The organism is Microcystis sp. T1-4 (assembly GCF_000297435.1).
In the GTDB taxonomy this organism is placed as follows: domain Bacteria; phylum Cyanobacteriota; class Cyanobacteriia; order Cyanobacteriales; family Microcystaceae; genus Microcystis.
On the sequence record NZ_CAIP01000222.1, the window covers coordinates 1 to 25,439 of the forward strand.

Consider the following 25,439-nt stretch of genomic DNA (forward strand, 5'->3'; position numbering starts at 1 on the left):
GGATCCACAGATTTCCATTATGAATAAAATCTTTTAAAAATATTATCCCAAAATCTGCCGACAAAAGCAAGCAAAATTTTGCCGATAATTGTTAAGTTTTGTTAACAAAGAAATACAGAGATCAGCAAGGTAAAAAAATCGAAGTCTCTTGCTGATCCTGTTTGTCGCTTAACCTTATGATTAGGTTAGGCGAATTGGCTCTTCTGGTTTTTGTGTGGAAGGAAGAAGAATAGGGATAATTTGGGTGCATCTCAATTTTGTCGAAATATCTATAGGACATTTTGGGCGCACGCGGTGCGCCCCTACCATTGGCGCAATAATATTATTGTAGGGGCGAATTGCATTCGCCCTCTTTGATTAACCCACCGCAAACCCTGTATATTCTCTGACTAGGGGTTCATGAAAGGCTAAAACAATATCTTCTTTAGGAACGCCTAAATTAACTAATTCATTGGCAATTCCCACCTCAGTGCCATCATGTTGTATCCAGATTTTACCCTTTTTAATATCGAGATGCAAAACACAACCATGATATCTTCGTCTATTTTTCCAGCCAACATACATCAATTGATAGTGATCGCCAACAGTATCAAAAATCAATTGTTGTTCAATCGGCTCTTTAGATGAACCTATCTGAGAATATTCAGTAATGACTTGCTTGACATAGTGACGATATTGTGCTAATTTTTCCATTCGACAATTACCTCCCCAATCGGATCATAAATAATCAGGTAAATTTGAAATCGTTTAACGACAGTTTGAATAAATCGCAATTCAAAAAAACTATAATAAATATCTAAGGGAACAGCTAAATATAACTGTCTTTTAGGTTCTTTTTCTTCTAAAGCAACACGATAATTAAAGAATTGTCCAATGGCAGTATGAAATTCTGAAATGCTGGATTTACCGATAAAACTTTTAATTTCAACGGCTATCTTTTCATTATCTTTTTCTGCGGCTATCAGTTGCTCTGCTCCTAAATCGACATACATTTCTACATCACCCACTTCAATCCTTAAAGGGTCATCCGTAATGATCCAACCCTCTTTTTCTAATCCTTTTCTCACTGCACCATGAAAACGATCTTTAGCAGACATGAATCTTAAGGTTAGCAGGCATAATAATTATTAATTATAACATTTAGTCATGATGAGCGATCCGGGGTGAGAACATCTCAAAACCTATTGACAATTAGCCAATTTTGTGATCCGCGTGGGCATTTCAAATGATGAGCTAAGACGTATTTAAACCGCTTATTCTTAGATTAGCCCCCCAACCCCCCACCCCCCCTGCCCCCCCGACATCGGGGGGGTATTGCCTCTTGCCCGATCTAAACAAGCAATTTGAATGACGAACAGCTTAACTAGCTGACATCCATCGTGATAAAATCGGCCTTGTCTTTCTTCTGCCAGCGCAACGCCGAGCGGCGGTATGTTGAGCTTATTTCCCCTTTTACTTTTTACTTGGTATAACTCGTGCAGGTTTTCATTTATCATACTCCCGAACTTACCCCCGTCCATACTCTACCCGATTGCGCCGTCGTTATCGATGTTTTAAGAGCAACAACCACGATTGCCACTGCCCTCAATGCCGGTGCAGAAGCAGTGCAAACCTTCAGCGATCTGAAAACCCTGATGCAGGTGAGCGATACCTGGCAACCAGAAAAACGTCTCCGGGCAGGAGAAAGAGGCGGCGCGAAAGTGGAAGGCTGCGATCTGGGCAATTCTCCCCTCGATTGTACCCCTGATTTAATGAAAGGTCGTCGTCTGTTTATCAGCACCACTAACGGCACCCGCGCTCTGCAAAGAGTGGAAGAATCCCCAATCGTGATCACTGCGGCGATGATCAATCGGCAAGCTGCCGTTAATTACTTATTGGATAGGCAGCCCGAAACCGTCTGGATTGTTGGCTCTGGTTGGGAAGGGGGTTATTCTTTGGAAGATACGGCCTGTGCTGGAGCGATCGCCGATGCGCTACAAGAACAATCGGGGCAAATGGCGATCGGTAATGATGAGGTTATCGCCTCGATCGCTCTTTATCGTCAATGGCAAAATGATCTTTTAGGAATGTTCCACAGTTGTAGTCATGGTCAGCGCCTCTTGCGTCTCCACTGTCAAGAAGATTTAAAATACTGCGCTAATATTGACTCTCTTGATGTTTTACCGATCCAAAAAGAACCGAGCATTTTAGTCAAACTTTAGACATTATCACCCAGAGAAAGGGTCATCAGTGCAGGTAGGAGTATCGATCCTACCCGGATTCCTTTATTTATAGTTTGCCAACCATGACTATCGATTCTTTACTGCAACCTTTTCAGCGTTTTGGTGTCAATCTCGGTTTAGAAAGAATAAAAAATCTGCTGGAGATTTTAGGCAATCCCCAAGATAAAATTCCGATTATTCATGTCACGGGAACTAATGGCAAAGGTTCAGTTTGTGCCTATCTATCCTCTATTCTCAGTACCGCCGGTTACAAAGTCGGACGTTATATTTCTCCCCATTTAATTGATTGGACAGAAAGAATCTCTATTAATGGCGAAAATATTGAAACCGCGACTTTAGAAAACCTGCTTAAATATATACAATCGCTTATCGATCCCCAGCAGGAAAGTCCTACTCAATTTGAGGTAATTACTGCCGCTGCTTGGCTGTATTTTGCTCAGGAAAAGGTGGATATTGCCGTGATGGAAGTGGGTTTAGGAGGAAGATTGGATGCGACTAATGTTTGCGCTCAACCTTTAGTTACTGTCATCACTTCTATTAGTCGGGAACATTGGCAAAATTTAGGTCCCACGGTTGCCGATATTGCCGGGGAGAAAGCGGGGATATTAAAAGCGAATTGTCCCGCAGTTATCGGACAATTACCGGAATCAGCGCAGGGGGTAGTTAGGGAGAGAATCAAGCTGTTAAATTGTCCAACGGTATGGGTAGAAGCTGCCGAAAAAATTGCCGATAATCGTGCTAAATATCAAGGTTTAGAATATCCTTTATCCTTAGCGGGAGATTTTCAATTAACTAATTCCGCTATAGCGATCGCTGTTGTTAATATTTTGCGTCAGCAAGGTTGGCAAATTAGCGATGAAGTCGTGCAGGAAGGAATGGCAAAAACTCGCTGGTTAGGACGTTTACAAACCGTTAATTGGTGTCAGCGAGAAATTTTAATAGATGGCGCTCATAATCCTGCTGCTGCGATTGGTTTAAGGCAGTATGTAGATAGTTTAAAGGCTCCAAAAATTATCTGGGTGATGGGAATTTTATCGACTAAAGATCATCGAGAAATATTCCAAGCTTTATTAAGAAAAGGCGATAGTTTATATTTAGTTCCTGTTCCTGATCATAGCAGTGCTAATCCTGAAACCTTAGCGGAATTAGCGGCTTCAATTTGTCCAGAATTATCTCACCTAGAGACTTGTTCTGATGTATTTTTAGGACTAAAAAAAGCCATCCAAGAATCTGCCGATAGTCAGATAATTCTCTGTGGATCGCTTTATTTAGTTGGTTACTTTTTAGGGAGTTTGTTTCAGGGAAAATAAAACATCAATTTTACTGGTGGTTTTATCAGGCATAGTGGCAGTAATTCCGATCCCACGTACCGATTCTAAAAAGGCCTTTGCTTCTGGGGTTAATTCCGTGGCAGGAAGATTATTAATTCCCCCTGCTTTAGCGATAATTTGCTCCACATCGATGAAGAAATAACCGAGATTATTTTTAGGCAAATTTGCGATCGATGCTTGGAAATTCTCACTTTTGCTAATCGGTTGATTCGGTTGCGGTTGATAGGGAATTCCGACGGTCATTTTTAGGGTATCATTATTAGCCCAAGCATAGGTTAAAAGTGCTTGTTCTTCCGCTTTCCATTCAGTCACATCTTGACCAGAAATTTGACTGTTTTTTATGGTGATAAAGGGAACAGTTTTCACCAATTCATTTAACTTATCGAGGGTAATTTTTGCCGCTTTCTGATCGCCGGTTTGCCAGATCATCATTCCCCCAAAACCTAACCCTCCCACTGCTTGCTGGTTGGGGATAATTCCGAAGGCAAATTCTCGATCCATCCAGTTAAAAACTTCTTTATCCGCGTCAAGGGTTGCCATCTGAAAATTCTCACGGATCTGACGCAGATAAGCTTGTAATTCTGGGTTGGTTTGGGACTGTTTTTCTGCTTCTTCCCATCCCTGTTTAAGATTATTACCGCTCCAGAGTGCGATGGTATCTCCAGGGAAATAATTTAAAACTTTATTTTTGCTAGGGGAAGGTAGGTTAGAAATAGTTTCAGGGGCCAGTTTAGCCACCATTTGTAATTGTAATCCCGTATCGGTGACACCCACTCCCGCAACAATATCCTGAATTTTTGCTAATTCTTGCCGACTTTGGGGGGATAAATTGGCATCTGGTCCCAAGATTGCGGCATAATCATCAATATAAATTGTTGCTAGGGTATTGGGTAGGTTGAGGGATTGGGAAAGCAGTTTTCTCACTTCCGGTTTACTGCTAAAAGATGGCTGTCCTTGATAGGTATTGATCGCCGCTTCTAACACCTTTTTATCGTAGGATATCAACAAAAAATCGCCAGTAACAGCAGTATAAATGGTGGTGTTATCCTGCCAATCTATAGCAGTAATTTTAATACCTTTGTAGTCACTGGTGCTAGTTTTGCGATTAACTTCTTGTCCTAGTTTTTTCTGGAATTCCGATGCTTTAATTTTATCTTTGATACCGATAACCGTTAATAATTCCGATTGTCCGGGGGTAGCTGCGGGAAGGAAAGCAAAGCTAATACTACCGATCCAAGGTTCGATATCCCGTTGATAATCAATCTTATCGGTGAAGATATTTTTCTGTAATTCTTCTAGTCCTTGACTAACCGCAGTTCGTGATTCTGGTGTACCATATTTAGCTAACACTGACCAAGCTTTTGCATCCGTGGAGACAAAACTACTAGCAAAGGCAGTTTCTGGGATAACTTTTGCCGATTGCAAGGGGGTGAATCTTTGCCAAGGTAGTTGTCCTCGTAGATAAAGATAGACACCTCCTGCGGTTACTGCTGTTAGTCCTAGGACGACTAAACAACCGGGTAAAAATGATTTTTTTGACATAGAATTGTGGTTTGGTTAAAAAGTTCCATACTTGGCGATCGATTTGTCTGCGGTTGTAGTCTCTAGAGTAGTCCTATTGTAGTTATCCTAATTATCTTATCTTATCCCCAAAGGTGACAGACAACATTTCAGCTAATTTTTCCGAAATTATTGCTAATTACCGAAGAAAATTGGCTCATTCTTGGTTAGCTTGCCAACCCACCCCTTGATTAATATTAGTCAACCCATTAGCCTCTAATTTTTCTGTTAATCCTTGTAAAATATTTGATACTAGCCAGGGTCCTCGGTATAACCAACCGGTATAAATCTGTAATAAACTCGCACCGGCGGTAATTTTTTCCCAAGCATCATCGAGAGAAAAAATACCTCCCACTCCAATTATTGGTAAATTGCCTTGGGTTTGCTGATAGATAAAACGGATCACTTCTGTGGAACGTTCCCGCAAAGGTTGCCCACTAATTCCCCCGGCTTCTTCAGTGATTGGTTTACCAGTTTCAGGCAGAATTGTAGTTTTTAATCCCGTGCGTTTAGTGGTGGTATTAGTAGCGACAATTCCGGCTAATTGATAGGAGAAAGCTAACTCAATAATCATTGTGATATCTTCCCATTCCAAATCGGGAGAAATTTTCACTAATAGTGGTTTTCTGCCTTGATTTTCTGTTTGTAAAATGTCGAGGATTTTATCGAGTTGTTCCCCACTTTGCAGGGAACGCAAACCGGGAGTATTGGGAGAACTAACATTAACGACAAAATAATCAGCATGGGGGAATAAATAGCGAAAACTGCCTAAATAGTCCTCTGGGGCCTTTTCTAGGGGCGTATTTTTCGATTTACAGAGGTTAATACCGATGGGAATCTGTCGGGGTTGTCGTTGCCAAGATTGCTGGAGAGTTGCCGCTAGAACCGGCGCACCGAGGTTATTTGCCCCCATACGGTTTAATCCCGCCAAATCTTTCGGTAAACGAAATAATCTCGGTTTTGGGTTGCCCGGTTGCCCTTCTAGGGTGACAGCACCCACCTCGGCAAAACCAAAGCCGAAATTATGCCAAAGTCCTGCCCCTAAACCGTCTTTATCGAATCCTGCCGCTAATCCGACGGGATTGGGGAAATTTAACCCCCAGAGGCTTTGAGATAGGCGAGAATCGCTAAAACTCAGGGATTCTGATAATTGTGAGATTAACCATTGTCCCCAAAATCCCCCCCGCGAGCGATCGATTTTTTGCAGAGTATTTAATAATTGTTTTTGTGTTCCCTCTAAATTGCCCCGAATAGCCTTGAAAGCTAGAGGATAAAAAGGTTTAATCGTATCAATTATATTTGTCATAATCAAGCGGGATTAAGGTGTAGGGTGGGTTAGGCAAGGACAAGTTATGTTTTTGACAAAAAATTTCAAATTTGCCGTAACCCACCTAGCATAATCTTTATAAACCTTGGCGAGGATTAAAAGTTTCGATCGCCCGTATTTTTTGATAAAGTTCTAATTCTTCGAGGCTAGGATTGGGAGGATTAACTAAGATAATTTCCACTAATTGATCGCCTCTTTCTCCTTGGGAAGTGGGATAACCTTTATTAGCCAAACGTAATCTTTGACCGCTTTTAACTCCCTTAGGAATCATCATTTTAACTAACCCGTCAATGGTAGGAATTTCTACAAAACCGCCCACAATTGCCTCGCTAGGAGTAATTGGTACTTGACAGACAATATCAGAACCTTGAATCCTAAAAAAAGGATGCCTAGCGATAGTTATTTTTAAATATAAATCGCCCCCTTCAATCCCCTGACCTTTGAGACGAATTTTCTGCCCATCGATCATAGCTGCTGGCATATCAACCTCTATTGATCTACCATCTTCCAGACGAATTCTTTGTCGGCCACCTTGATAGGCTTTCTCCAAAGGTAAAGTCAATTTTGCCTCCACATCTCGACGAGTTAAACGGGGAGAGGAGGCAATTTTAGCGCGCTTAGTATTAAGGTTATTAAAATCTCTAAACTTCCATAAATCCTGTTCTGTACGGGGTATTTTTCCATTCCCGTTACTATTGGCTTTTTCCCCCGGACGTATCCCGCGGCGCTTAATCCCCGTCAAGGAACGATTATACTCAACCCGTTTTTCTTCATCGGAGAGAACATCGTAAGCTTCATTAATATCTTTAAACTTTTCTTCGGCCGATTTATCCCCCGGATTGACATCGGGATGATATTGGCGCGCCAGTCGTCGAAAAGCCTTTTTTATCTCGTCACTGGTAGCCGTGCGAGATACTCCTAAAACATCATAATAATTAACTAATTGTGGCATATATTCAGTTATCAGTTATCAGTTATCAGTCATCAGTCATCAGTCATCAGTCATCAGTTATCAGTTATCAGATTTGAGTTCTAAGTGAGCAGTATGTATTAAGCGAGCAGTATTAAATAGTAGTTTCCCACTGTTTTTTTACTGATTACTGTTTACTGATTACTGTTCCCTGATCACTGATTAAAACCAATCATCATCGTCATCATCCCAGTTATTTTGGGTGGGGATATTGCGGGAACGATTGCCGCTGCTGCGGTTACTTTTACTATTGTTATAACTTTTTTCCTCCGAACGGGGGGGACTTTGCCAATCGCTATCGCGGCCATTGTAGTAATTGTCCTGATTGCGGGGGCGATAACTATCTTGATTAGCCGAATAATTGGGTCGATAATCACTTTGATAACCCGGTGTAGTGGGACGATAATCCTGACGATAACGATCGCGACGCGGTTCGGAGGGAAGATCATCTTCCTTATCTCCAGTAAAAGTCTTGCGAATAGCGCTAAAAAAGCCCTCGTCTTCCTCGTCGTATTGTAGCCGTACCTCGCGATTTAATTCATAGATAACATCCTGTAGGTCCGCCTGGGCGCGATCGAGGCGACGGTCATCATTTTTCTCCAAAGCGTCGATAATTTCCGTACTCAAAGACTCAATTTGACGACGATAGGAACGGGTGAACTCATTACCAAAATCGAGAGTAACATCTTTTAAGCGTCGTTGGGCTTGATCCACCAGAGAGCGGGCGCGATTGCGTTTATCGACCTTTTCGCGACGGGTACGATCTGCTTCGGCAAATCGGGCAGCATCGCCGATCATGCGGTTAATTTCCCCTTCGCTGAGGGTAGAAGCGCCTTGAATGGTGACACTTTGCTCCCGTCCGGTCATTTTATCCCTAGCGGTGACTTGTAGAATGCCGTTAGCATCGATATCGAGGGACACCTGCACTTGGGGAATACCCCGGGGTGCGGGGGGGATACCGGTTAATTTAAAACGTCCCAGGGATTTATTATCGCTGGCCATTTCCCTTTCCCCCTGCAAAACGTGAATTTCCACCACAGTTTGATTATTTTCGGAAGTGGAAAAAAGGTCAGATCTGCGGACGGGAATAGTGGTATTGCGGGGGATTAACTTTTTCATCACACCGCCGATGGTTTCTAAACCCAAGGATAAAGGGGTCACATCGAGGAGCAGCACGTCTTTGACCTCGCCGCCCAAAATTCCCGCTTGAATAGCCGCCCCGACCGCTACAACCTCATCAGGGTTAACATTTTGATTGGGTTCCCTATCGATAAAACTCCGCACCAAATCCTTCACCACCGGCATCCGCGTGCCGCCGCCCACCAGTACCACTTCGTCTAGTTGGACGGGGGACAAACCGGCATCGGAAAGGGCCCGTTTGAGAGGACGACGGAGACGACTGATTAAATCGCCACATAATTCCTCAAATTGGGCCCGACTCAGGCGAGTTTCGATGTGTTTGGGCCCGTCTTCCGTGGCGATGATAAAGGGTAGATTAATATCGGTGACACTGACCCCAGACAGTTCAATTTTGGCTTTTTCTGCCGCTTCTGTCAGTCTTTGTAGTGCTTGCCGGTCTTGGCGCAGCTCCACGCCTTCCTGTTCCAAAAATTGATTGGCTAACCAATCGACGATTCTTTTATCGAAATCATTACCGCCTAATTGGGTGTCGCCACTGGTGGCCTTCACCTCAAAAACGCCGTCCCCCACTTCCAGGATAGAAACATCAAAAGTACCGCCCCCCAGGTCAAAAACGAGGATTTTCTTGCTTTCCTGTTCATCGAGACCGTAGGCAAGGGCAGCGGCGGTGGGTTCGTTGAGAATCCGCAGCACTTCTAACCCGGCGATTCGGCCGGCATCCCGGGTGGCTTGACGTTGGGAGTCGTTAAAATAGGCGGGGACAGTGATGACGGCCCCGGTGACTTCTTCCCCTAGATAACGGCTGGCTTCTTCGGCTAATCGGCGTAAAATTAGGGCGGAAATTTCTTCGGGGGCGAATTCTTTTTGCAGACGGGGGCATTTAATTTTGATACTGCCCATCTCATCCCGGCGGATGGTGTAGGGGACGCGCTTCGATTCGGGGTTTAATTCCGAGTAGCGACGACCTATGTAGCGTTTGACTCCATAGTAGGTGTTCTGGGGATTGAGTACCCCTTGTCGCCGGGCCATTTGACCGACCACTAACTCCCCATCTTTATTAAAACCGACCACAGAAGGGGTGGTTCTCATGCCTTCCGAGTTGGCGATGACCACCGGCTTTCCGCCTTCCATCACGGCGACGACGGAGTTAGTTGTCCCTAGATCAATGCCTACTACTCTACCCATGCTTGTTTTTGTCTCCCCCTAGATTTCGATAACTTCGGGACTTTTACCTTCGATCGATAGTTTAAATCGCTTAATGCTTGTTGACAATATTGTATCGAATTGTCTTAGGTTCTCGCTCTCCCTTGGGGCAATTGAGGGTGTGATTACCGAAGTGGTCTTTTAGCGACTCTGGCGATCGAGCTTGGGGGGTTTTAAATAGGGTCTGCGGCAAAAAGTTTTTCCTGGGGGCAGAGTGTGGGGTGTAGGGTGTGGGGTGTGGGGTGTGGGGTGTGGGGTGTGGGGAGTTTTCTCAGTGAACTGATAACTGATAACTGATAACTGATTCCAGCGGCGGCTGACAGGAAATAGAGATTCTTTCCCCTGTACTGGGATGATTGAAAAGGATTTGATTAGCATGGAGATAATAACCACAATCTCCCGGGACTGCATCCGGTCGCGGTAATCCCCCCGGACCATACAAGGGATCACCGATTAAGGGATAGCCAAAAAAGGCCAGATGAATGCGAATTTGATGGGGTCTGCCCGTAAAAATTTGTACTTCTAATAGGGTACTATCGGGATGTTTTTTTAAGACTCGACCATCACTGCGGGCCGATAACCCATCTGTGAGCGCACCGTAAACGTAGCCTAAAATGGGATGGGCGATTTGACCGATCGCTTGATTAATACTAAAATTATCCGGTATGTCGCCCCGACCCACTAAAGCTCGATATATTTTGGTAATTTTCCCCTCTCGCATCTGTTGACTCAATTTAGCTCTAGCGGGCTTTGATTTCGCCATTAAGACTATGCCGGAAGTGCCGCGACCAAGACGATGAATTGGATAGGGAGTGACCTCGGCATAATGCTGATGTACCAAATGGATAAGAGTATGTTCGAGAAATCCACCCCCCGCTAACACGGGTAATCCCGAAGGTTTCGCCACCACTAACACCTCGGCATCCTCGTAGAGTACCTCAAAAAAGAGCGGTACATCCGGTTCTGTCCAAGGCGGGCGCTGATAGCTCAATTGCTGCCCGATTTCTAAGACTGTATCGGGACTAGCGGGACGACCGTTGACGAGAATTGCTGCTGATAAAATGCGATCGAGCCATTCTTCTGGGCTAGAATGGGGATATTTGCCCGCATAGTAGGCTAATAAGCTTAATCCTGCCTGATTTTTGCTAATTTTATCTCGATAAATCCAACCTTGATTGGCCATTGGGGAAGTGGGGTAGTGGGGAAGTGGGGTGTGGGGTGTAGGGTGTGGGGTGTGGGGTGTAGGGTGTGGGGTGTGGGGTGTAGGGTGTGGGGTGTGGGGTGTAGGAAGAATAAATAAAAATAATCTCCTGACTCCTGACTCCTGACTTCTGACTCCTGACTTCTAACTCAATGTTCGACAAAGATAAGCAAAAATTATTCATTGACTCCAAAAACTTGAGAATATTTAAATTAATATTCCGCAATATTTACAAATTCTTAAAAATTAATTGAGAAAGATTTTTATTTAACAACGATGTTACAATGGTTCTAGCGATTTTACCGAATTTCATAGTGGGCTATTCTGTGCTTTTTTGGGCAGCAAAGGTTGAAACCCTTGCCACACCTAGAAGGTGATCCCAATTAAGACGGTTAAATCAGTCAATTTCACCCACAACGATGATCTTTTTTTTATGTAGTTTTATTGCAAAAAAAAAGTTTTTTTAGTACAAAAAGCACAAAGTATGCAGGGGTAGTTATGGCAGAGTGGGAAGTGGGGAAGTGGATGTGGGATGTGGGGTGTGGGGTGTGGGGTGTGGGATGTAGGGTGTGGGGTGTGGGGTGTAGGGTGTGGGGTGTGGGGTGTGGGGTGTAGGGTGTGGGATGTAGGGTGTGGGGAGACGGAGTAGGGGAGCAGGGAGAAAAAACTGATGACTGATGACTGATGACTGATTACTGATAACTGATTACTGATAACTGATTACTGATAACTGATTACTGAACCCTCATAGATTTTTACTTAACTTTATGTCTTTGGTAATTTGTACAGGTTTTCATGATTCTAGATTGACCGAGAATTTTTTAGGACATCTGGGGAGCAAATCGGTCAAATTAAGTCCCTATATTATTATTTCGCCGTTTGCTTGCTTAAATGAAGCGTTTTCACCGGGAGAAGACCTAACCTTAATTGGATTTAGTGCGGGGGTGGTAAATGCGATCGCTTTAGCTCATTATTGGCAAGCTCAAGGGGCAAAAATTGCAGCTTTAATAGCTCTGGACGGGTGGGGAGTGCCATTAATCGGTAATTTTCCCATTTATCGCCTGAGTCACGATTATTTTACCCATTGGAGTTCCTGTTTACTGGGTAGCGGTCAAGAAAATTTTTATGCAGATCCACCTGTAGATCATCTTAGCCTCTGGTCGTCCCCCGATCGAGTTACCGGTTGGTCTGTCAATGGTAATTTTGTCCAGCGGACCACAGCGTTAACTTTTTTATCTCAAATCGGTCGGGCGAGAATCAATTAAGTATAATTAGCTAGTCCCCTCCCCATCTTTCCTATTTCTTTACCGCTGCCGACTCATGAGTACATCCGTCCCAAGTTCTTCGATTCTCTTGGTGGGAATTGAGGAGAATATGGCTAAACTAGCTAGTGGAGACTTGAAAGAAGCAGGTTATCGCCCCCTGATTGTGCCTAGCCTTGATATAGCTTTCCCAGAAGTGGAAAGTTGGCAGCCAGCGATGATTATACTCGATCGCTGCCTGGCGGCGGAGGCTGGTGTGAATTTTTGTCGTCGTTTACGTTCTCAGGGAAGTCGAGTTTATATTATTTTGTTAGTATCTCAAGAAACCCTAGAAGAACGTCTCGCCTGTTTGGAAGCGGGAGCCGACGATTATTTTCTCAAACCCTATAATTCGCAATCTTTTGTCAAATTAATCCGTTTTTATCTGCAGCCTCTGGAAACTATCCCCGAACAATTGCGCTTCGGTGACTTAGTATTAGATTTAGCCAGTCGTCGTCTCTCCTATAAAAACAAAAATATTGAGTTGACGATGAAAGAATTTGAACTGCTGCGCTACCTAATGATTCACCCGAAGGAAGTATTATCAAGGGAGCAAATTCTCGAAAATGTCTGGGGAGACGAATTTCAAGGAGAATCAAACGTTATTGAGGTGTATATTCGCTATTTACGCCTGAAGATGGAGGCTGGTGGTCAAAAACGCCTCATTCATACCGTGCGTGGTGTGGGCTACGTTTTACGGGAATCTTAACAGTAATCAGTAATCAGTGATCAGTGATCAGTGATCAGTAGATTGCTTTTATTTAATCTCCCCACACCCCACACCCCACACCCCACACCCTACACCCCACACCCTACACCCCACACCCCACACCCTACACCCCAGACCCCGCCACCCTAGTCAAGTTCTGCTATTCGATCTCGATGGAGTTGGGGGAATCTAGAGGAGGGGTGGAACCCCCCGGGGTGATAGTTTGACGGTATTGACGATAAAGACGATCGCGCCAAGCAAAAAAGCCCTCGTAGGCGCTATTATCGGCTAACCCTGGAATCCCCTTGCCTTGCAATTCCCTGGGTAAGTGGAGATAGGAACCCTGGGGAAACTGAAGCAGTACACTTAATCCCGCCACGGCCAAATCGGCTAAACTGGGCTGATCCCCGACTAAATAGGGACGATTGGTTAAAATGAGGTTCAAAGCCTCTAAATCCTGTTGTAGCCCCTTTTTTGCGGTATTGATAGCATCTTTTCCCAGACCTACACCCGTTCCCAAAATATCAATTAATTCCCCCGGCATAGAACCCAGCAACAAGCGCATCAAATCGGGAGTTTCCTGGGGTAAAAAAGCGGTACGAAAGTTTTTATTTTGGGCAAAAGCGCCGAGAAAAGCGGTTCTTCCCTTTAATCCGAGGGATTCATCGGCCCATTCTTCGATTAATAAACATTGACCCCGTTGTAGGGGGTCTGTGGGGATAATTGGTTTTTCGGGATACTTGCGATCGAGATAAAAAGCAATCTCCGTCGAGTCAGCGATATAGGTATCACCATCCTTGAGGACGGGGACCTGGCGCTGTCCGGAAAGACGGAATAATTCCAATTGTCCCACCCCTGGCACCACGTCCTTTTTTTTATAGGCAAGTCCCTTATAGTCGAGAATGAGACGGACTTTCTCACAATAGGCAGATAATTCAAATTGGTAGAGTTCTAGCATGGGATGATATGGCCTCTCGATAAATCAGTTTCTCCCCGATTACTCTAACCCTATCGGGCATCAATTGCCTAAACTTAAAGACTTTACTCCGATTTTATCCGAACACTTGTACTAAAAACGAGCCAGACGAAAAAATAATCTTTTGCTAATTTTAGGAATTAGGCTTGGTACTCTTAGAGAAGATAGACTAGATCCAGCAACCTGAACTAAATAGTGCCACGCTTTTAGGCTAGGATATTTTCAGGCACTAAAGGCTAAGAATAACTTATATATTCTGGCAAGCGGACTAGCGAGAGACCAATAGCATACCGCTATAGTAGAGGTGTGCGAGAGCTGGCTCCTTTCTCGGATCAGAGGTTACTATGCAATTATCCATCGACGTTTTTAATGACGTAGTTCACTATCTCGACAGCCACGAAGAAAAATTACGGATCAAAAAATTAATCTTTTGTATCTGTAAAAAATATTGGGAAAATGATCCTAATATTTTAAACCCTGTGGCTATGGAAGACTTGGTGAAGGAGTTAGTGCGGCTCCAAACCAGTAAAGAACAATTAACTTTTTCTGTTTATAAATTAGTTAAAACCCTCAATCGTCCTCAAGTTTATCGGAGCGTAGCCACGGTTATTATCGAGCAAATCAGTCAATTATATAGTAATATTGATGCCACCCATGACACTCAATTATTACCAGTAGAACTCGAAGTTAACCCTAGCTTTAGCACCGTTAATAATGATGTCAACAACCAGGAAGACAATTTATTAAGACAGGTGGTTAGTAGCCTAGAAAATCATCGAGAGAAGGCGAGAATTCAAAAACTAATGTTTGCCGCTTGTAAAAATCGTTGGGAAAACGATCAAGCGGTGATTAATAGTTATGGCTTAACCAATATTATTTTAGAACTGCAGCGAAACAATCCCAATTTCCTCAGCTTGGGACAAACTCTCAACCAAATTGCCGAAAATATTAATAAAAAAGCTCTCTACCTAGGACTAGCCGATATTATTCTTACCCAGCTAGAGCCTCTTTACGACACTAATAAGGATGAGGAAGAAGAGGAGGAGAATAATGAGTCAAAAAGTCAAATCTTGAACCCTCAGCTAGTTCATCTAAATAATGATTCTGATTCTGCGACTAAAACCGCATCTTTCTCCCCATCTAGAAGTGAACCTGTGGATTTTGCCGCTGGGGTCATCGATATAAATGAACCGCAATTAGCCATGGAATTGCATTTTGCCGAGCCAGCTTTCTTAAATAAAAACCCCAGGAATTTCCCACAAATTCCTGCCTACGACCCCTTTGAAATTCGTTTAGAAATTTTCCAGTATGCTAATCCTTTACGAGCCAAAATATTGATTTTCTCGCTCCTATTTCATCCTTGGGACCGGAGCGGTCAAGATTGGTCAATCCTGCGAAGTTATACCCTAGAAGATTTACTACAACAACTGATCCAAAGCAGCAAATCTCTCAAGGATATCGAAATTGAACTATACAATATTGCTCAAAACCAAATGGATAGGGATGCTTACGTTCAGACCGCCAGTATTCTGGTGCAAGCTTTACAAAAAATTCTTTAATTTTTTACCCAAATTTCTCTGGATATTCCACCTATGAAACCCACCGAATTAATTGCCCGTTATGCCGCAGGAGAAACTCAATTTAGTGGCTTAAGATTACCAGGAGTTAATTTAGTTGGTGCTGACTTAATTGGCATTGTTTTAAATGAAGCAGATCTACACGGAGCCAATCTTCTCTTTACCTATCTTAACCGGGCTAATCTCGCTCAAGCTAATCTGGTGGCAGCTAATTTAAGCGGTGCTAGTCTCAACCAAGCTGACTTAAATGGGGCAGATTTACGCAGTGCCAATTTACACGGAGCGCTGCTACAAGGGGCTAATCTTCGTGATAGCGATATAACCCTAGCGACTTTACTTGATGCTAACTTAATCGGTGCGGATTTACGGGGGGCTGATTTAAGTGGTGCTAACCTGACTGGTGCTTGTTTGCGGGGAACAAATATGCGTCAGGAAAAGAAGAATCATAACACTAATTTACAAGGTGCTAATTTCTACCGCACCGACCTGCAAGGGGCTAATATGAAAGGAGTTGATCTGGTGCGAGCTAATCTAGTAGGAGCCAATTTAAAGGAAGCTAATTTGTGCAATGTTGACCTCAGAAAAGCGGATTTAACTAATGCTAATCTCCAAGATGCTTTACTTGCTGATGCTAATTTAATCGGGGCTTGTTTAGTGGGGGCAAATCTAGCGGGAGTCAATTTAGTGCGCTCAAAAATGAGCGATACGGAGGCAATGGGTGCAAATTTCCATAGTGCAATTATGACTCAAATAAAACTCGATCGAGCTAATCTTAGTCAAGCTAATTTTCAAGGGGCAAGAATGAATCATGCTGACTTAAGAAGGGCTAATCTTTCAGGAGTTAATTTCAGCGAAGCGGATTTAGTTGATGCTTTCTTTGCCAGAGCCAATCTCACCGGTGCCGATTTAAGTAATGCGAATCTAACTCGTGCCGAGTTAATGAGTGCTAATCTAATGGGAGTTAACCTCCGTGGTGCAACTATGCCCGATGGCCGGATTAATAAGTAGGGGTTGCTGAATATTAGACTGGACTAACGCCAAAGCGTCTTTAATTGCTTTGTCTTTACGTTGTCTTGATACTTTAAGGTGAAGCTTGGCAACCTTTGTCCGTTGCTTGTGATAGTTATTAGACTGTTTTTTCCCTTTACGAAACTTTTTGGATAACCGTCGTTGTGCTTTTTTTAGTCGTTTAACGAACACAAGAGTTAGGCACAAACTGAGAAGTTCTGATAGCTTCATCTAGTCTTTGGTATTGTTCTGGTGTCCCGTTTTTTAACTTCGCTTCTACGACTAGCATTGATTAATCCTCGACCCTGGATAAATTAAGTATAATACAGTTTACCTACAAATGATAGAATTAAAATCGTGCTTCGCAGTCAATATCCTGGTCGGCTTTCATCCCCCGCAAAGGTTGATGTCTTGTCGAAAAATTTAGCGGGGGCATTCATCCGACATTTAAGGTAATGATCGATATCAACCTGGAACCACTCCCCATCTAATACCTGTTCGAGGGAGAAATGAGGCTCTACAGGAAGGAATTGCGTCGCCAGTGACAGCTTTCGCTTGTATTAAAGTTTTCCGAGCGTTCGAGTAGGCTTTTTGAAAATAATCCCGCGCATGGTTGCTGAGAGTAGCGGTTTCTAGCCACTCTCCTAGTTGAGTTCGGAAACTGGCGATTTCTCCTACCCAGTGACAGACGTTTCCTTCTCGCTCCTGTTCCGATTTGTGATAGGCTAACTTAAGAAAGTGTTCGATAAGCTGGGTTAATAAACTCTCTACGGCCTGTCTGTCACTTTTCCCCCATGCACTCCACTTCCTCGATCAGATTTTCCCAGTCCACCTCATCAAACTTTTTTAGCTTTAAAAGTTGGGCGGTTTTTGAAGCCCAGAGAACAAAATCCTGATCGTATAAGGCTTTCATTGATAAAGCTGTTTCTACTGCCATAGTTTCGTTCCAACTGATCATAAAACTATGTCTTTAGCTTAACTTTACTAGCGCAAACCCTTGTAACTTTTTTGTCCTTTACTAGGCATTGTAACTCGATCTCATCAGACGTTATACAATAAATCTTGTCCCTCGATCGCATTTTCCCATGACTACCCCCTTCACTGCCGCAGAAATTGCCTCAGAAGGCATCAAACCCGAAGAATACGAAGAAATAGTCAAGAGACTGGGAAGACACCCCAACAAAGCCGAATTAGGAATGTTTGGCGTGATGTGGTCGGAACACTGCTGTTATAAAAACTCCCGGCCGCTGCTCAAACAATTCCCCACCACCGGCGAAAAAATTCTCGTTGGACCGGGAGAAAATGCCGGAGTAGTGGATTTAGGCGATGGATTGCGATTAGCCTTTAAAATCGAGTCCCATAATCACCCTTCGGCCGTGGAACCCTTACAAGGTGCCGCTACCGGAGTCGGAGGCATCCTGCGGGATATTTTTACCATGGGGGCCCGTCCCATTGCTATCCTCAACTCCCTCCGTTTTGGTAACTTGCAAGATGCCCGCAATCGGCGCATTTTTGCCGGAGTCGTGGAAGGAATAAGTCATTATGGCAATAGTGTGGGCGTTCCCACGGTGGGCGGTGAGATATACTTTGATAATGCCTACAATGGCAATCCCCTCGTTAATGCCATGGCTTTAGGGCTAATGGAAACCCAGGAAATCGTTAAATCTGGGGCAAAAGGCCTAGGAAACCCGGTTTTATACGTTGGTTCTACCACCGGCCGCGACGGTATGGGAGGGGCGAGTTTTGCCAGTGCCGAATTAACCGATAAATCTATGGATGACCGGCCCGCGGTGCAAGTGGGCGACCCTTTTCTGGAAAAATCCCTGATAGAAGCTTGTTTAGAGGCATTTAAGACCGGCGCGGTGGTGGCGGCCCAGGATATGGGGGCCGCTGGGATCACCTGTTCTACCTCCGAGATGGCGGCCAAGGGAGGGGTGGGAATTGAATTAGACCTGGATAAAATCCCCGTCCGGGAAACCGGGATGGTTCCCTACGAATATCTGCTATCGGAATCCCAAGAAAGAATGCTATTTGTGGCGGAATCGGGACGAGAAGGCGAATTAATCGAGATTTTCCATCGTTGGGGACTTCAGGCTGTGGTCGCTGGCCAGGTAATTGCAGAACCGATCGTCCGTATATTATTTAAAGGGGAAATTGCCGCCGAAATTCCTGCCACGGCCCTGGCCGATAATACTCCGATTTATCATCGGGAATTACTAACAGAACCGCCGGAATACGCCCAAAAAGCTCAATTATGGCAAGATAGCACGATTCCTATTCCCGAATCCTATAACGAGATTTTATTAAAACTGCTGGATAGTCCCTCGATTGCCTCAAAACGCTGGGTTTATCGTCAATATGATCATCAAGTCCAGAATAACACCGTTATTCTCCCCGGGGGGGCCGATGCGGCCGTGATTCGCGTGCGTCCTCTGGGTGCTAATCCCGCCAATTCTCGGCGAGGTGTAGCGGCGACTACAGATTGTAATCCGCGATATGTTTATCTTGATCCCTATAACGGAGCTAAGTTGGCCGTGGCGGAAGCGGCCAGAAACCTTAGCTGTGTTGGGGCTGACCCCATTGCTGTCACGGATAATCTCAATTTCGGAAGTCCAGAGAATTCAATCGGTTATTGGCAATTAGCCACTGCTTGTCAGGGTATTGCCGAAGCTTGTCGGGAAATGAATACACCAGTAACTGGGGGTAATGTCTCTTTGTACAACGAAACCGTTGATGCAGCTGGCAGCCCCCAGTCTATTTATCCGACTCCCGTGATTGGTATGGTGGGATTAGTGCCGGATATCGGGCAAATTTGCGGCCAAGGTTGGCAAAAAGCGGGGGATTTAATCTATATTTTGGGTTTTTCCTTGCCAACTATCGGCGCATCGGAGTATTTAGCCGTTATTCACGGTTTGGTGACGGGAAAACCGCCGGTAATTGATTTTGAGTTAGAAAGAAAGGTACAAGCGGCCTGTCGTCGGGGAATTCGCGCCGGTTGGGTGAAATCTGCCCACGATTGCGCGGAGGGGGGTTTAGCCACTGCTCTGGCAGAATGCTGTATTAGTGGCCAATTAGGGGCAGAAATTGACCTTTCTTGGCAGCATCAGGGACGTTTTGACGCGGTGTTATTCGGGGAATTAGCTAGTTGCATTATCGTCTCCGTTTCCCCCGAAAATCAGCAAGATTGGGAAGAATACCTAAAGACACAATTAGGAGACTATTGGCAAATAACTGGCAAAGTTAGCGAAAAAAGCGATAATCTTTTAATTCTTGACCGGGATAAACAACCGGCGATCGATGTTAGTCTAGAAACTATACAGCAAGTTTGGTCAAAAGCGATCGAAAGAAGACTTTAGGGAAGTAAACAGGAGTCGGTCGTCGGGAGTGAGGAAATGGGGAAATGGGGAAATGGGGAAATGGGGAAATGGGGAATTTCAGCTAAAACCCTAAAACCCCAAAACCCTAAAACCCCAAAACCCCAAAACCCCAAAACCCTAACACCCTAAAACCCCAAAACCCAACACCTGATAACTGTTCCCCATCCCCCAAATCCCCATCCCTCAAATCCCCATAAATAAGGTGTTAAAAAGAGATTAAGATAAGTTAAGATTTTGTCTCAAAAGTAGCCCCAAGCCCCAACCTTCCCATGTCTAGCCATCCCGACTCATCCCTATTCTTGAACCGCGTCGATAAGCCTGAAGAAGCCTGTGGAGTTTTTGGACTCTATGCCCCCGAGGAAGAAGTAGCAAAACTGACCTATTTTGGACTCTATGCTCTGCAACACCGAGGACAGGAATCGGCAGGTATTGCCACCTACGACGGGGAAACGGTGCATTGTTACAAGGAAATGGGCTTAGTTTCCCAAGTTTTTAGCGAAACTGTCCTTAAAACCTTGCCCGGTACTCACGCCGTCGGTCATACTCGTTACTCTACCACCGGTTCTAGCCGTCGGGCCAATGCCCAACCTGCTGTGATCGAAACCCGTTTGGGTAAACTTTCCCTAGCACATAACGGCAATTTAGTCAATACTTTTGAGTTAAGAAATGTATTAGAAAAGCGCGGTTGTGATCTCGTCACCACCACCGACTCGGAAATGATCGCCGTCGCTATCGGGCAGGAAGTGGATAGTGGCAAGGATTGGATAGAAGCGGCGATCGATGCCTTTAGCTATTGTAGCGGGGCCTACAGCCTTGTTATCGGCACACCGACGGGAATTATCGGGGCGCGAGATCCCAATGGTGTCAGACCGTTAGTAATTGGGGTTTTGCAAGAAGAAGGCAATCCCCCCCGTTATGTTTTGGCTTCGGAAACCTGCGGATTAGATATTATCGGGGCCGATTATCTGCGGGATGTGCAGCCGGGGGAATTAGTTTGGATTAGTCAAGATGGCTTATCTTCGGTGGATTGGGCCATTAAACCGGAGAAAAAATTATGCGTTTTCGAGATGATTTATTTTGCTCGTCCCGATAGCATTGTTCACGAGGAATCTTTATATACTTATCGGGTACGTTTGGGGGAACAATTAGCCAAAGAGTCGCCGGTAGAAGCAGATATGGTGATGGGAGTTCCCGATTCGGGTATTCCGGCTGCGATCGGATTTTCGCGCATTTCTGATATTCCCTACGCGGAAGGATTGATTAAAAATCGTTATGTGGGACGGACTTTTATTCAACCAACCCAACACATGAGAGAGTCGGGGATTAAGATGAAATTGAATCCTTTAAAGGATGTTTTACAGGGAAAAAGAGTTATTATTGTTGATGATTCGATCGTGCGGGGAACCACTAGCCGGAAATTAGTTAAAGCTTTACGCGATGCCGGAGCAAGAGAAGTTCACATGAGAATATCTTCACCTCCGGTGACTCATCCCTGTTTTTATGGCATTGATACGGACAATCAAGAGCAGTTAATTGCGGCAACTAAATCGGTGGCGCAAATTCAGGCACAAATCGGGGTGGATAGTTTAGCTTATCTCAGTCACGATGGGATGTTAACAGCAACGAAAGAAGATCCGAAAACCTTCTGTACTGCCTGTTTTAATGGCGATTATCCGATTCCTGTACCTGATAATGTTAAGCGATCGAAGTTGATTTTAGAAACAGTTAAATAGCCTCAAGGCTAAATCCTCTGAAAACAATCGGCAATTTCCTGGGGAGTTAAAAGAGAATTAGGATAACCGGAAAGTTGTCCTAATTTTTGTGCCAATAAAACTGCTTGGGGTGGAGTTAGATAGGTTTTGGCTAAGAGATCGGTTTGATGATAAGCTTGCCGGATTGGGGCATCTAAAAGGATAGTTCCTTGGCCCATGATAATTACTCTTTCGGCGTATTCTGGCATTAAATAGAGGTGATGGGTGATCACAATCACCGTTTTGCCCATCTGGTGTAATTGACGACTGACCTCTAAAATTGCCTTAGCCCCTTGGTAATCTTGGCCGGTGGTGGGTTCATCGAAAACAACTATACGCGGTTCCATGGCTAAAATTGCCGCAATCACTACCCGCGCTCGATCGCCTTTCGGCAAGGAGAGAGGATGATAGGAGCGATATTCTAGCAATCCCATGGCTTCTAGACTTGCTTCCGTGCGTTGGATAATGATTTCTGGAGAATAACCGAGATTAGTCAGGGCAAATGATACTTCTTTCTCCACAGTGGTGTTAAAAATCTGATTATCGGGATTTTGGGCTACATAACCGATCGAGCGAGCTAAATCACTGACAGAAAAGCTACCGGTCGAACGTCCGTCAATCATAACTTGACCAGTGGTTGCCGAGAGAAGATTGAGAAAATGCTTGACTAAAGTGCTTTTTCCTGCGCCATTTTGACCGATAATCAGCAGATATTCCCCTTCGGCAATATCGAGGGACACATCCCGCAAAGCGGTAGTACCATCGGGGTAGGTATGGCAGAGATTTTTTACCCTCAGTATGGGGTTTAAGGGGTCAGAAACCGACGATAAGGGAGGGTTTGGTGTTATTTGATGATAAAAGGATTTAAGCTCATTTAAACGGGCAAAACCGCGGTCTAGGGTGACAGGAATGGAATCGATCTCGCGTAGCGAGCGCGTTGCGACCGCCCCGATTTTTTGATTGATCAAGGCAAAAGTAGTGGCCACTTGCGGGGGACGCAGGGCATTTTCCTGTAAAAGTTGTACTTGGGAGTAGATATCTGCCGGGGTTCCCATGGCTTCGATCGCACCTTCCCTTAATAGTACAAGGCGATCGGCATATTCGGCCATTTCCTCGGCTGCGTGGGAGACCATCACAATAGTGACACCGAGATGGCGATTTAACTCCTTAATGGTGGCGAAAACTTCCTGGGATCCCACCGGATCCAGTTGGGAGGTGGGTTCATCGAGAATTAACAAAGCGGGCTGAACTGCAAGGGCAGCGGCGATCGCTAATCGTTGTTTTTGTCCTCCCGATAGTTCCCCCGGCGATTTTTTTTCCATTCCCTCTAACCGGACTGCCGCTAAAACTTTGGGAATGCGCGCTTTAATTTCCTCTCGCGGTAGCCGTAAATTTTCTAAGGTAAAAGCGATTTCATTTTCTATCGAAGTGGCTAAAAGTTGCGTTTCGGGATCTTCAAATACTGCCCCCACATAGCGGGCCAAGGTGCTAACGGGATGGGTTAAAGTATCTAAACCGGCTACTGTTGCATAACCAAAAAAACGCCCTCCGTAGAATTGGGGGACAATACCGTTAAGAGTTAAACAGAGAGTAGTTTTTCCTGCACCTGTGGGCCCGATAATACCTAAAAATTCTCCTCGATGAATTGCTAAAGAGATATTTTTAAGCACTAGATTGGAGGATTCGGGATAAATATAGGAAACTTTCTCTAATTGGGCGATGATTTCCATTATCGGTGGGGAATAGAAGACGGGAGTGGGGTAGATGGGGAGATATTTTTCAGGGAAATGCGAGTTAGGGACGCTTCTATTTTCCGCTATTTCGATCGATGAACTCGATTATCACACAGGTGGCCTACTACTCTGTGATTTATCCCGCAATTATACCAGTTACCCCTCGCCCGTTCGCAGAAAAACTTAATATTTTCACTCTTGACAAATTTGCTTTAAGGTGCTAAAAAAATCGGGGTAGGAAATGCCGGCCGCTTCAGCGCGATGGATAGTGGTGGGTTGACGGGAATTGAGGGCAGCGATCGCTAGACTCATAGCAATGCGATGATCGGTAAAACTGTCCACTTCCGTGCCGAATAGGCCCGTACCGCCGGTAATCTCTAAACCATCGGGTAATTCCCTTACTTTTGCCCCTAGGCGATCGAGTTGGGTGGCCATCACCGTCAGGCGATCGCTTTCCTTCACCCGTAATTCCTCGGCATCCTTGATAATTGTCGTTCCTTGGGCAAAAACCGCCGCTACTGCCAAAATCGGAATTTCATCGATCAGACGGGGTATAATCTCACCGGCGATCGTGGTTGCCTGTAGTTGACTGGATTTCACCCGCAGATCCGCCACCGGTTCCCCCGTCACCACCCGTTGATTTTCGAGGGTGATATCTGCTCCCATTGCCTGTAAAACCTGTAAAACTCCGGTTCTAGTCGGGTTTATTCCCACATTTTCGATTAATAACTCGGAATTAGGCACAATTGCCCCCGCTACCAACCAAAAAGCCGCCGAACTGATATCCCCTGGAACGATCACCGTTTGTCCGGTTAAAGTGGGATAACCCGTCACCGTGACGCTATTAGTCTCCCCATCCACCTCAATATTTGCCCCAAAAGCGCGCAGCATCCGTTCACTGTGATCGCGAGATAAAGCGGGTTCCGTGATCGTGGTTTTCCCCTCGGTTAACAGTCCAGCGAGGAGAAGACAGGATTTCACCTGTGCAGAAGCGACGGGAGAATAGTAGTGGATCGGTTGCAGAGATTCCCCAGAAACGGCTAAAGGAGCCAAAGAATGGGCTTTTCTGCCCCAAATTTGCGCCCCCATTTCCTTGAGGGGTTTCACCACCCTGGACATGGGACGCGATCGCAGGGAAGCATCACCGGTGACGACAAAAAAACGGTCCCGATGACCGGCCAATAATCCTAACATTAAGCGGATCGTCGTGCCGGAATTGCCCGCGTCGAGGATTTCTAAGGGTTCCTGAAGATTGCCTAAACCCCTACCTTTGACGATCACTTTCTCGCTGTTGAGTTGGGAAATTTCCACACCCATGGCACGAAAACAACTAGCGGTACTGCGGGGATCTTCGCCCAATAATAACCCATGAATAACGGTTTCTCCTTCGGCGATCGCTCCTAACATCAGGGAACGATGGGATATAGATTTATCGCCTGGGATGGTGATTTTTCCCCGTAATCCCGTGATTTTACCCGGATCGATGACTAAATCTTGATGGGATTGAAGGGGGTTAAGGGTGACAATAGACATGATCGTTAGGCAGATGAAGACAAGCTCGATCTATTTTCCCTCTTTACCTCGCCCTTTCCTTGTCAAGTTATGTAAAGAATATTAAGCTAGAGTGACAGTTGATTTTCCCAGTGTGACAGGAACAAGTGAATGGAACGAACCACAGAGACACAAAGGACACAGAGATCGATCGCTCCCGTATTAGGTTAAACTTATCACACAAATAATAAGAGAGCCGCCGATTTTCCCCTAACCCTAGGATTTTTTACTAAAATGACTGCTATGATCATTTCAGATAAGTCTGATACAATCTAGACCAGTTAAACCCTTATGAACTCTGGCCTTGATATTCGGCTCTCTTGGATTTGGTGGGTAAAATGTATTCTAAGATACAGTCCTGCTGGCGCGGGAGTGAAAGGAACCACTCCAGACACAGAGGACACAAAGATCGATCCTATGTAAGTTAAACTTATCACACATAACCTAGAAGAGCCGATATTCTCAATCTTAGTTGAAATGATTATGACTGATAACTGATAAC

At 44.8% G+C, this 25,439-nt stretch carries 18 protein-coding genes and 2 pseudogenes; 8 read left to right on the forward strand and 12 right to left on the reverse strand.

From position 1 onward, the window contains the following. Positions 1-357: 357 nt before the first annotated feature. Together MICAI_RS13805 and MICAI_RS13810 are read right to left on the reverse strand one after the other, a co-directional pair. Positions 358-693, reverse strand: a complete 336-nt coding sequence (locus MICAI_RS13805; protein WP_008203059.1) for a XisI protein — start codon at positions 691-693, stop codon at positions 358-360. Next, positions 681-1,097: a XisH family protein gene (locus MICAI_RS13810; protein WP_002751648.1), complete on the reverse strand. Its 417-nt coding sequence runs from the start codon at positions 1,095-1,097 to the stop codon at positions 681-683. The genes MICAI_RS13805 and MICAI_RS13810 overlap by 13 nt, the downstream gene beginning before the upstream one ends. A 378-nt stretch (positions 1,098-1,475) precedes the next feature. On the opposite strand from MICAI_RS13810, the gene MICAI_RS13815 reads away from it, so the two are divergent. Together MICAI_RS13815 and MICAI_RS13820 are read left to right on the forward strand one after the other, a co-directional pair. Continuing rightward, positions 1,476-2,201: a 2-phosphosulfolactate phosphatase family protein gene (locus MICAI_RS13815; protein ID WP_002759138.1), complete on the forward strand. Its 726-nt coding sequence runs from the start codon at positions 1,476-1,478 to the stop codon at positions 2,199-2,201. 83 nt (positions 2,202-2,284) lie between these two features. Next, positions 2,285-3,532: a bifunctional folylpolyglutamate synthase/dihydrofolate synthase gene (locus MICAI_RS13820; protein ID WP_008203064.1), complete on the forward strand. Its 1,248-nt coding sequence runs from the start codon at positions 2,285-2,287 to the stop codon at positions 3,530-3,532. Here MICAI_RS13820 and MICAI_RS13825 read toward each other — a convergent pair. From MICAI_RS13825 to MICAI_RS13845, 5 genes are all read right to left on the reverse strand, one after another. Beyond that, the gene (locus MICAI_RS13825) at positions 3,506-5,095 is read right to left on the reverse strand and encodes a DUF3352 domain-containing protein (protein ID WP_008203066.1); all 1,590 of its coding nucleotides are present in this window, start codon (positions 5,093-5,095) and stop codon (positions 3,506-3,508) included. The two genes, MICAI_RS13820 and MICAI_RS13825, sit on opposite strands and share 27 nt — an antisense overlap. A gap of 175 nt (positions 5,096-5,270) precedes the next feature. Next, a complete protein-coding gene (locus MICAI_RS13830) occupies positions 5,271-6,419 on the reverse strand; it encodes a quinone-dependent dihydroorotate dehydrogenase (RefSeq protein WP_008203068.1) in 1,149 nt (382 codons plus the stop codon). Positions 6,420-6,516: 97 nt separating this feature from the next. Continuing rightward, the gene (locus MICAI_RS13835) at positions 6,517-7,392 is read right to left on the reverse strand and encodes a J domain-containing protein (RefSeq protein WP_008203071.1); all 876 of its coding nucleotides are present in this window, start codon (positions 7,390-7,392) and stop codon (positions 6,517-6,519) included. Positions 7,393-7,572: 180 nt separating this feature from the next. Next, positions 7,573-9,735: a molecular chaperone DnaK gene (gene dnaK, locus MICAI_RS13840; RefSeq protein ID WP_008203073.1), complete on the reverse strand. Its 2,163-nt coding sequence runs from the start codon at positions 9,733-9,735 to the stop codon at positions 7,573-7,575. A gap of 289 nt (positions 9,736-10,024) precedes the next feature. Next, a complete protein-coding gene (locus tag MICAI_RS13845; RefSeq protein WP_008203075.1) occupies positions 10,025-10,936 on the reverse strand; it encodes an RluA family pseudouridine synthase in 912 nt (303 codons plus the stop codon). A gap of 785 nt (positions 10,937-11,721) precedes the next feature. On the opposite strand from MICAI_RS13845, the gene MICAI_RS13850 reads away from it, so the two are divergent. Beyond that, positions 11,722-12,219 carry a hypothetical protein gene (locus MICAI_RS13850; RefSeq protein ID WP_008203077.1) on the forward strand — a complete coding sequence of 166 codons (498 nt, stop codon included), beginning with the start codon at positions 11,722-11,724 and terminating at the stop codon, positions 12,217-12,219. 55 nt (positions 12,220-12,274) lie between these two features. Further along, positions 12,275-12,964: a response regulator transcription factor NblR gene (gene nblR, locus MICAI_RS13855; RefSeq protein WP_008203079.1), complete on the forward strand. Its 690-nt coding sequence runs from the start codon at positions 12,275-12,277 to the stop codon at positions 12,962-12,964. Between the two features lie 160 nt (positions 12,965-13,124). Here nblR and MICAI_RS13860 read toward each other — a convergent pair whose 3' ends face one another. Continuing rightward, positions 13,125-13,922 carry a glutathione S-transferase gene (locus tag MICAI_RS13860; RefSeq protein WP_008203081.1) on the reverse strand — a complete coding sequence of 266 codons (798 nt, stop codon included), beginning with the start codon at positions 13,920-13,922 and terminating at the stop codon, positions 13,125-13,127. A gap of 362 nt (positions 13,923-14,284) precedes the next feature. On the opposite strand from MICAI_RS13860, the gene MICAI_RS13865 reads away from it, so the two are divergent. After that, on the forward strand, positions 14,285-15,499 hold the full coding sequence (locus MICAI_RS13865; RefSeq protein WP_008203084.1) for a hypothetical protein: 1,215 nt from the start codon (positions 14,285-14,287) through the stop codon (positions 15,497-15,499). A 33-nt stretch (positions 15,500-15,532) separates the two neighbouring features. Next, on the forward strand, positions 15,533-16,525 hold the full coding sequence (locus MICAI_RS13870) for a pentapeptide repeat-containing protein (protein WP_008203086.1): 993 nt from the start codon (positions 15,533-15,535) through the stop codon (positions 16,523-16,525). 12 nt (positions 16,526-16,537) lie between these two features. Here the strand turns inward: MICAI_RS13870 and MICAI_RS24015 are convergent. Both MICAI_RS24015 and MICAI_RS13875 read right to left on the reverse strand, forming a co-directional pair. Further along, positions 16,538-16,708, reverse strand: a pseudogene (locus tag MICAI_RS24015) (transposase); the annotation flags it as partial. A gap of 269 nt (positions 16,709-16,977) precedes the next feature. Further along, a pseudogene (locus MICAI_RS13875) lies at positions 16,978-17,462 on the reverse strand (DUF29 domain-containing protein); the annotation flags it as partial. A 148-nt stretch (positions 17,463-17,610) separates the two neighbouring features. Here MICAI_RS13875 and purL point away from each other — a divergent pair. Both purL and purF read left to right on the forward strand, forming a co-directional pair. Continuing rightward, the gene (purL, locus tag MICAI_RS13880) at positions 17,611-19,881 is read left to right on the forward strand and encodes a phosphoribosylformylglycinamidine synthase subunit PurL (protein ID WP_008203089.1); all 2,271 of its coding nucleotides are present in this window, start codon (positions 17,611-17,613) and stop codon (positions 19,879-19,881) included. A 290-nt stretch (positions 19,882-20,171) separates the two neighbouring features. After that, positions 20,172-21,635, forward strand: coding sequence for an amidophosphoribosyltransferase (purF, locus tag MICAI_RS13885; RefSeq protein ID WP_008203091.1), 1,464 nt, complete (start codon positions 20,172-20,174; stop codon positions 21,633-21,635). 8 nt (positions 21,636-21,643) lie between these two features. Here purF and MICAI_RS13890 read toward each other — a convergent pair whose 3' ends face one another. Together MICAI_RS13890 and aroA are read right to left on the reverse strand one after the other, a co-directional pair. Next, positions 21,644-23,383, reverse strand: coding sequence for an ABC transporter ATP-binding protein (locus tag MICAI_RS13890; RefSeq protein WP_008203093.1), 1,740 nt, complete (start codon positions 23,381-23,383; stop codon positions 21,644-21,646). 195 nt (positions 23,384-23,578) lie between these two features. Next, complete coding sequence (gene aroA / locus MICAI_RS13895; RefSeq protein WP_008203094.1) at positions 23,579-24,919, reverse strand: 3-phosphoshikimate 1-carboxyvinyltransferase; 1,341 nt, start codon at positions 24,917-24,919, stop codon at positions 23,579-23,581. Positions 24,920-25,439: the final 520 nt, after the last annotated feature.

Coding starts and splice junctions, on each gene's coding strand:
- MICAI_RS13860 (WP_008203081.1), bottom strand. CDS start 13,922: ATGCTAGAACTCTACCAATTTGAATTATCTGCCTATTGTGAGAAAGTC.
- MICAI_RS13870 (WP_008203086.1), top strand. CDS start 15,533: ATGAAACCCACCGAATTAATTGCCCGTTATGCCGCAGGAGAAACTCAA.
- nblR (WP_008203079.1), top strand. CDS start 12,275: ATGAGTACATCCGTCCCAAGTTCTTCGATTCTCTTGGTGGGAATTGAG.
- MICAI_RS13805 (WP_008203059.1), bottom strand. CDS start 693: ATGGAAAAATTAGCACAATATCGTCACTATGTCAAGCAAGTCATTACT.
- MICAI_RS13890 (WP_008203093.1), bottom strand. CDS start 23,383: ATGGAAATCATCGCCCAATTAGAGAAAGTTTCCTATATTTATCCCGAA.
- MICAI_RS13825 (WP_008203066.1), bottom strand. CDS start 5,095: ATGTCAAAAAAATCATTTTTACCCGGTTGTTTAGTCGTCCTAGGACTA.
- purL (WP_008203089.1), top strand. CDS start 17,611: ATGACTACCCCCTTCACTGCCGCAGAAATTGCCTCAGAAGGCATCAAA.
- MICAI_RS13835 (WP_008203071.1), bottom strand. CDS start 7,392: ATGCCACAATTAGTTAATTATTATGATGTTTTAGGAGTATCTCGCACG.
- MICAI_RS13850 (WP_008203077.1), top strand. CDS start 11,722: ATGTCTTTGGTAATTTGTACAGGTTTTCATGATTCTAGATTGACCGAG.
- purF (WP_008203091.1), top strand. CDS start 20,172: ATGTCTAGCCATCCCGACTCATCCCTATTCTTGAACCGCGTCGATAAG.
- MICAI_RS13865 (WP_008203084.1), top strand. CDS start 14,285: ATGCAATTATCCATCGACGTTTTTAATGACGTAGTTCACTATCTCGAC.
- dnaK (WP_008203073.1), bottom strand. CDS start 9,735: ATGGGTAGAGTAGTAGGCATTGATCTAGGGACAACTAACTCCGTCGTC.
- MICAI_RS13810 (WP_002751648.1), bottom strand. CDS start 1,097: ATGTCTGCTAAAGATCGTTTTCATGGTGCAGTGAGAAAAGGATTAGAA.
- MICAI_RS13820 (WP_008203064.1), top strand. CDS start 2,285: ATGACTATCGATTCTTTACTGCAACCTTTTCAGCGTTTTGGTGTCAAT.
- MICAI_RS13830 (WP_008203068.1), bottom strand. CDS start 6,419: ATGACAAATATAATTGATACGATTAAACCTTTTTATCCTCTAGCTTTC.
- aroA (WP_008203094.1), bottom strand. CDS start 24,919: ATGTCTATTGTCACCCTTAACCCCCTTCAATCCCATCAAGATTTAGTC.
- MICAI_RS13845 (WP_008203075.1), bottom strand. CDS start 10,936: ATGGCCAATCAAGGTTGGATTTATCGAGATAAAATTAGCAAAAATCAG.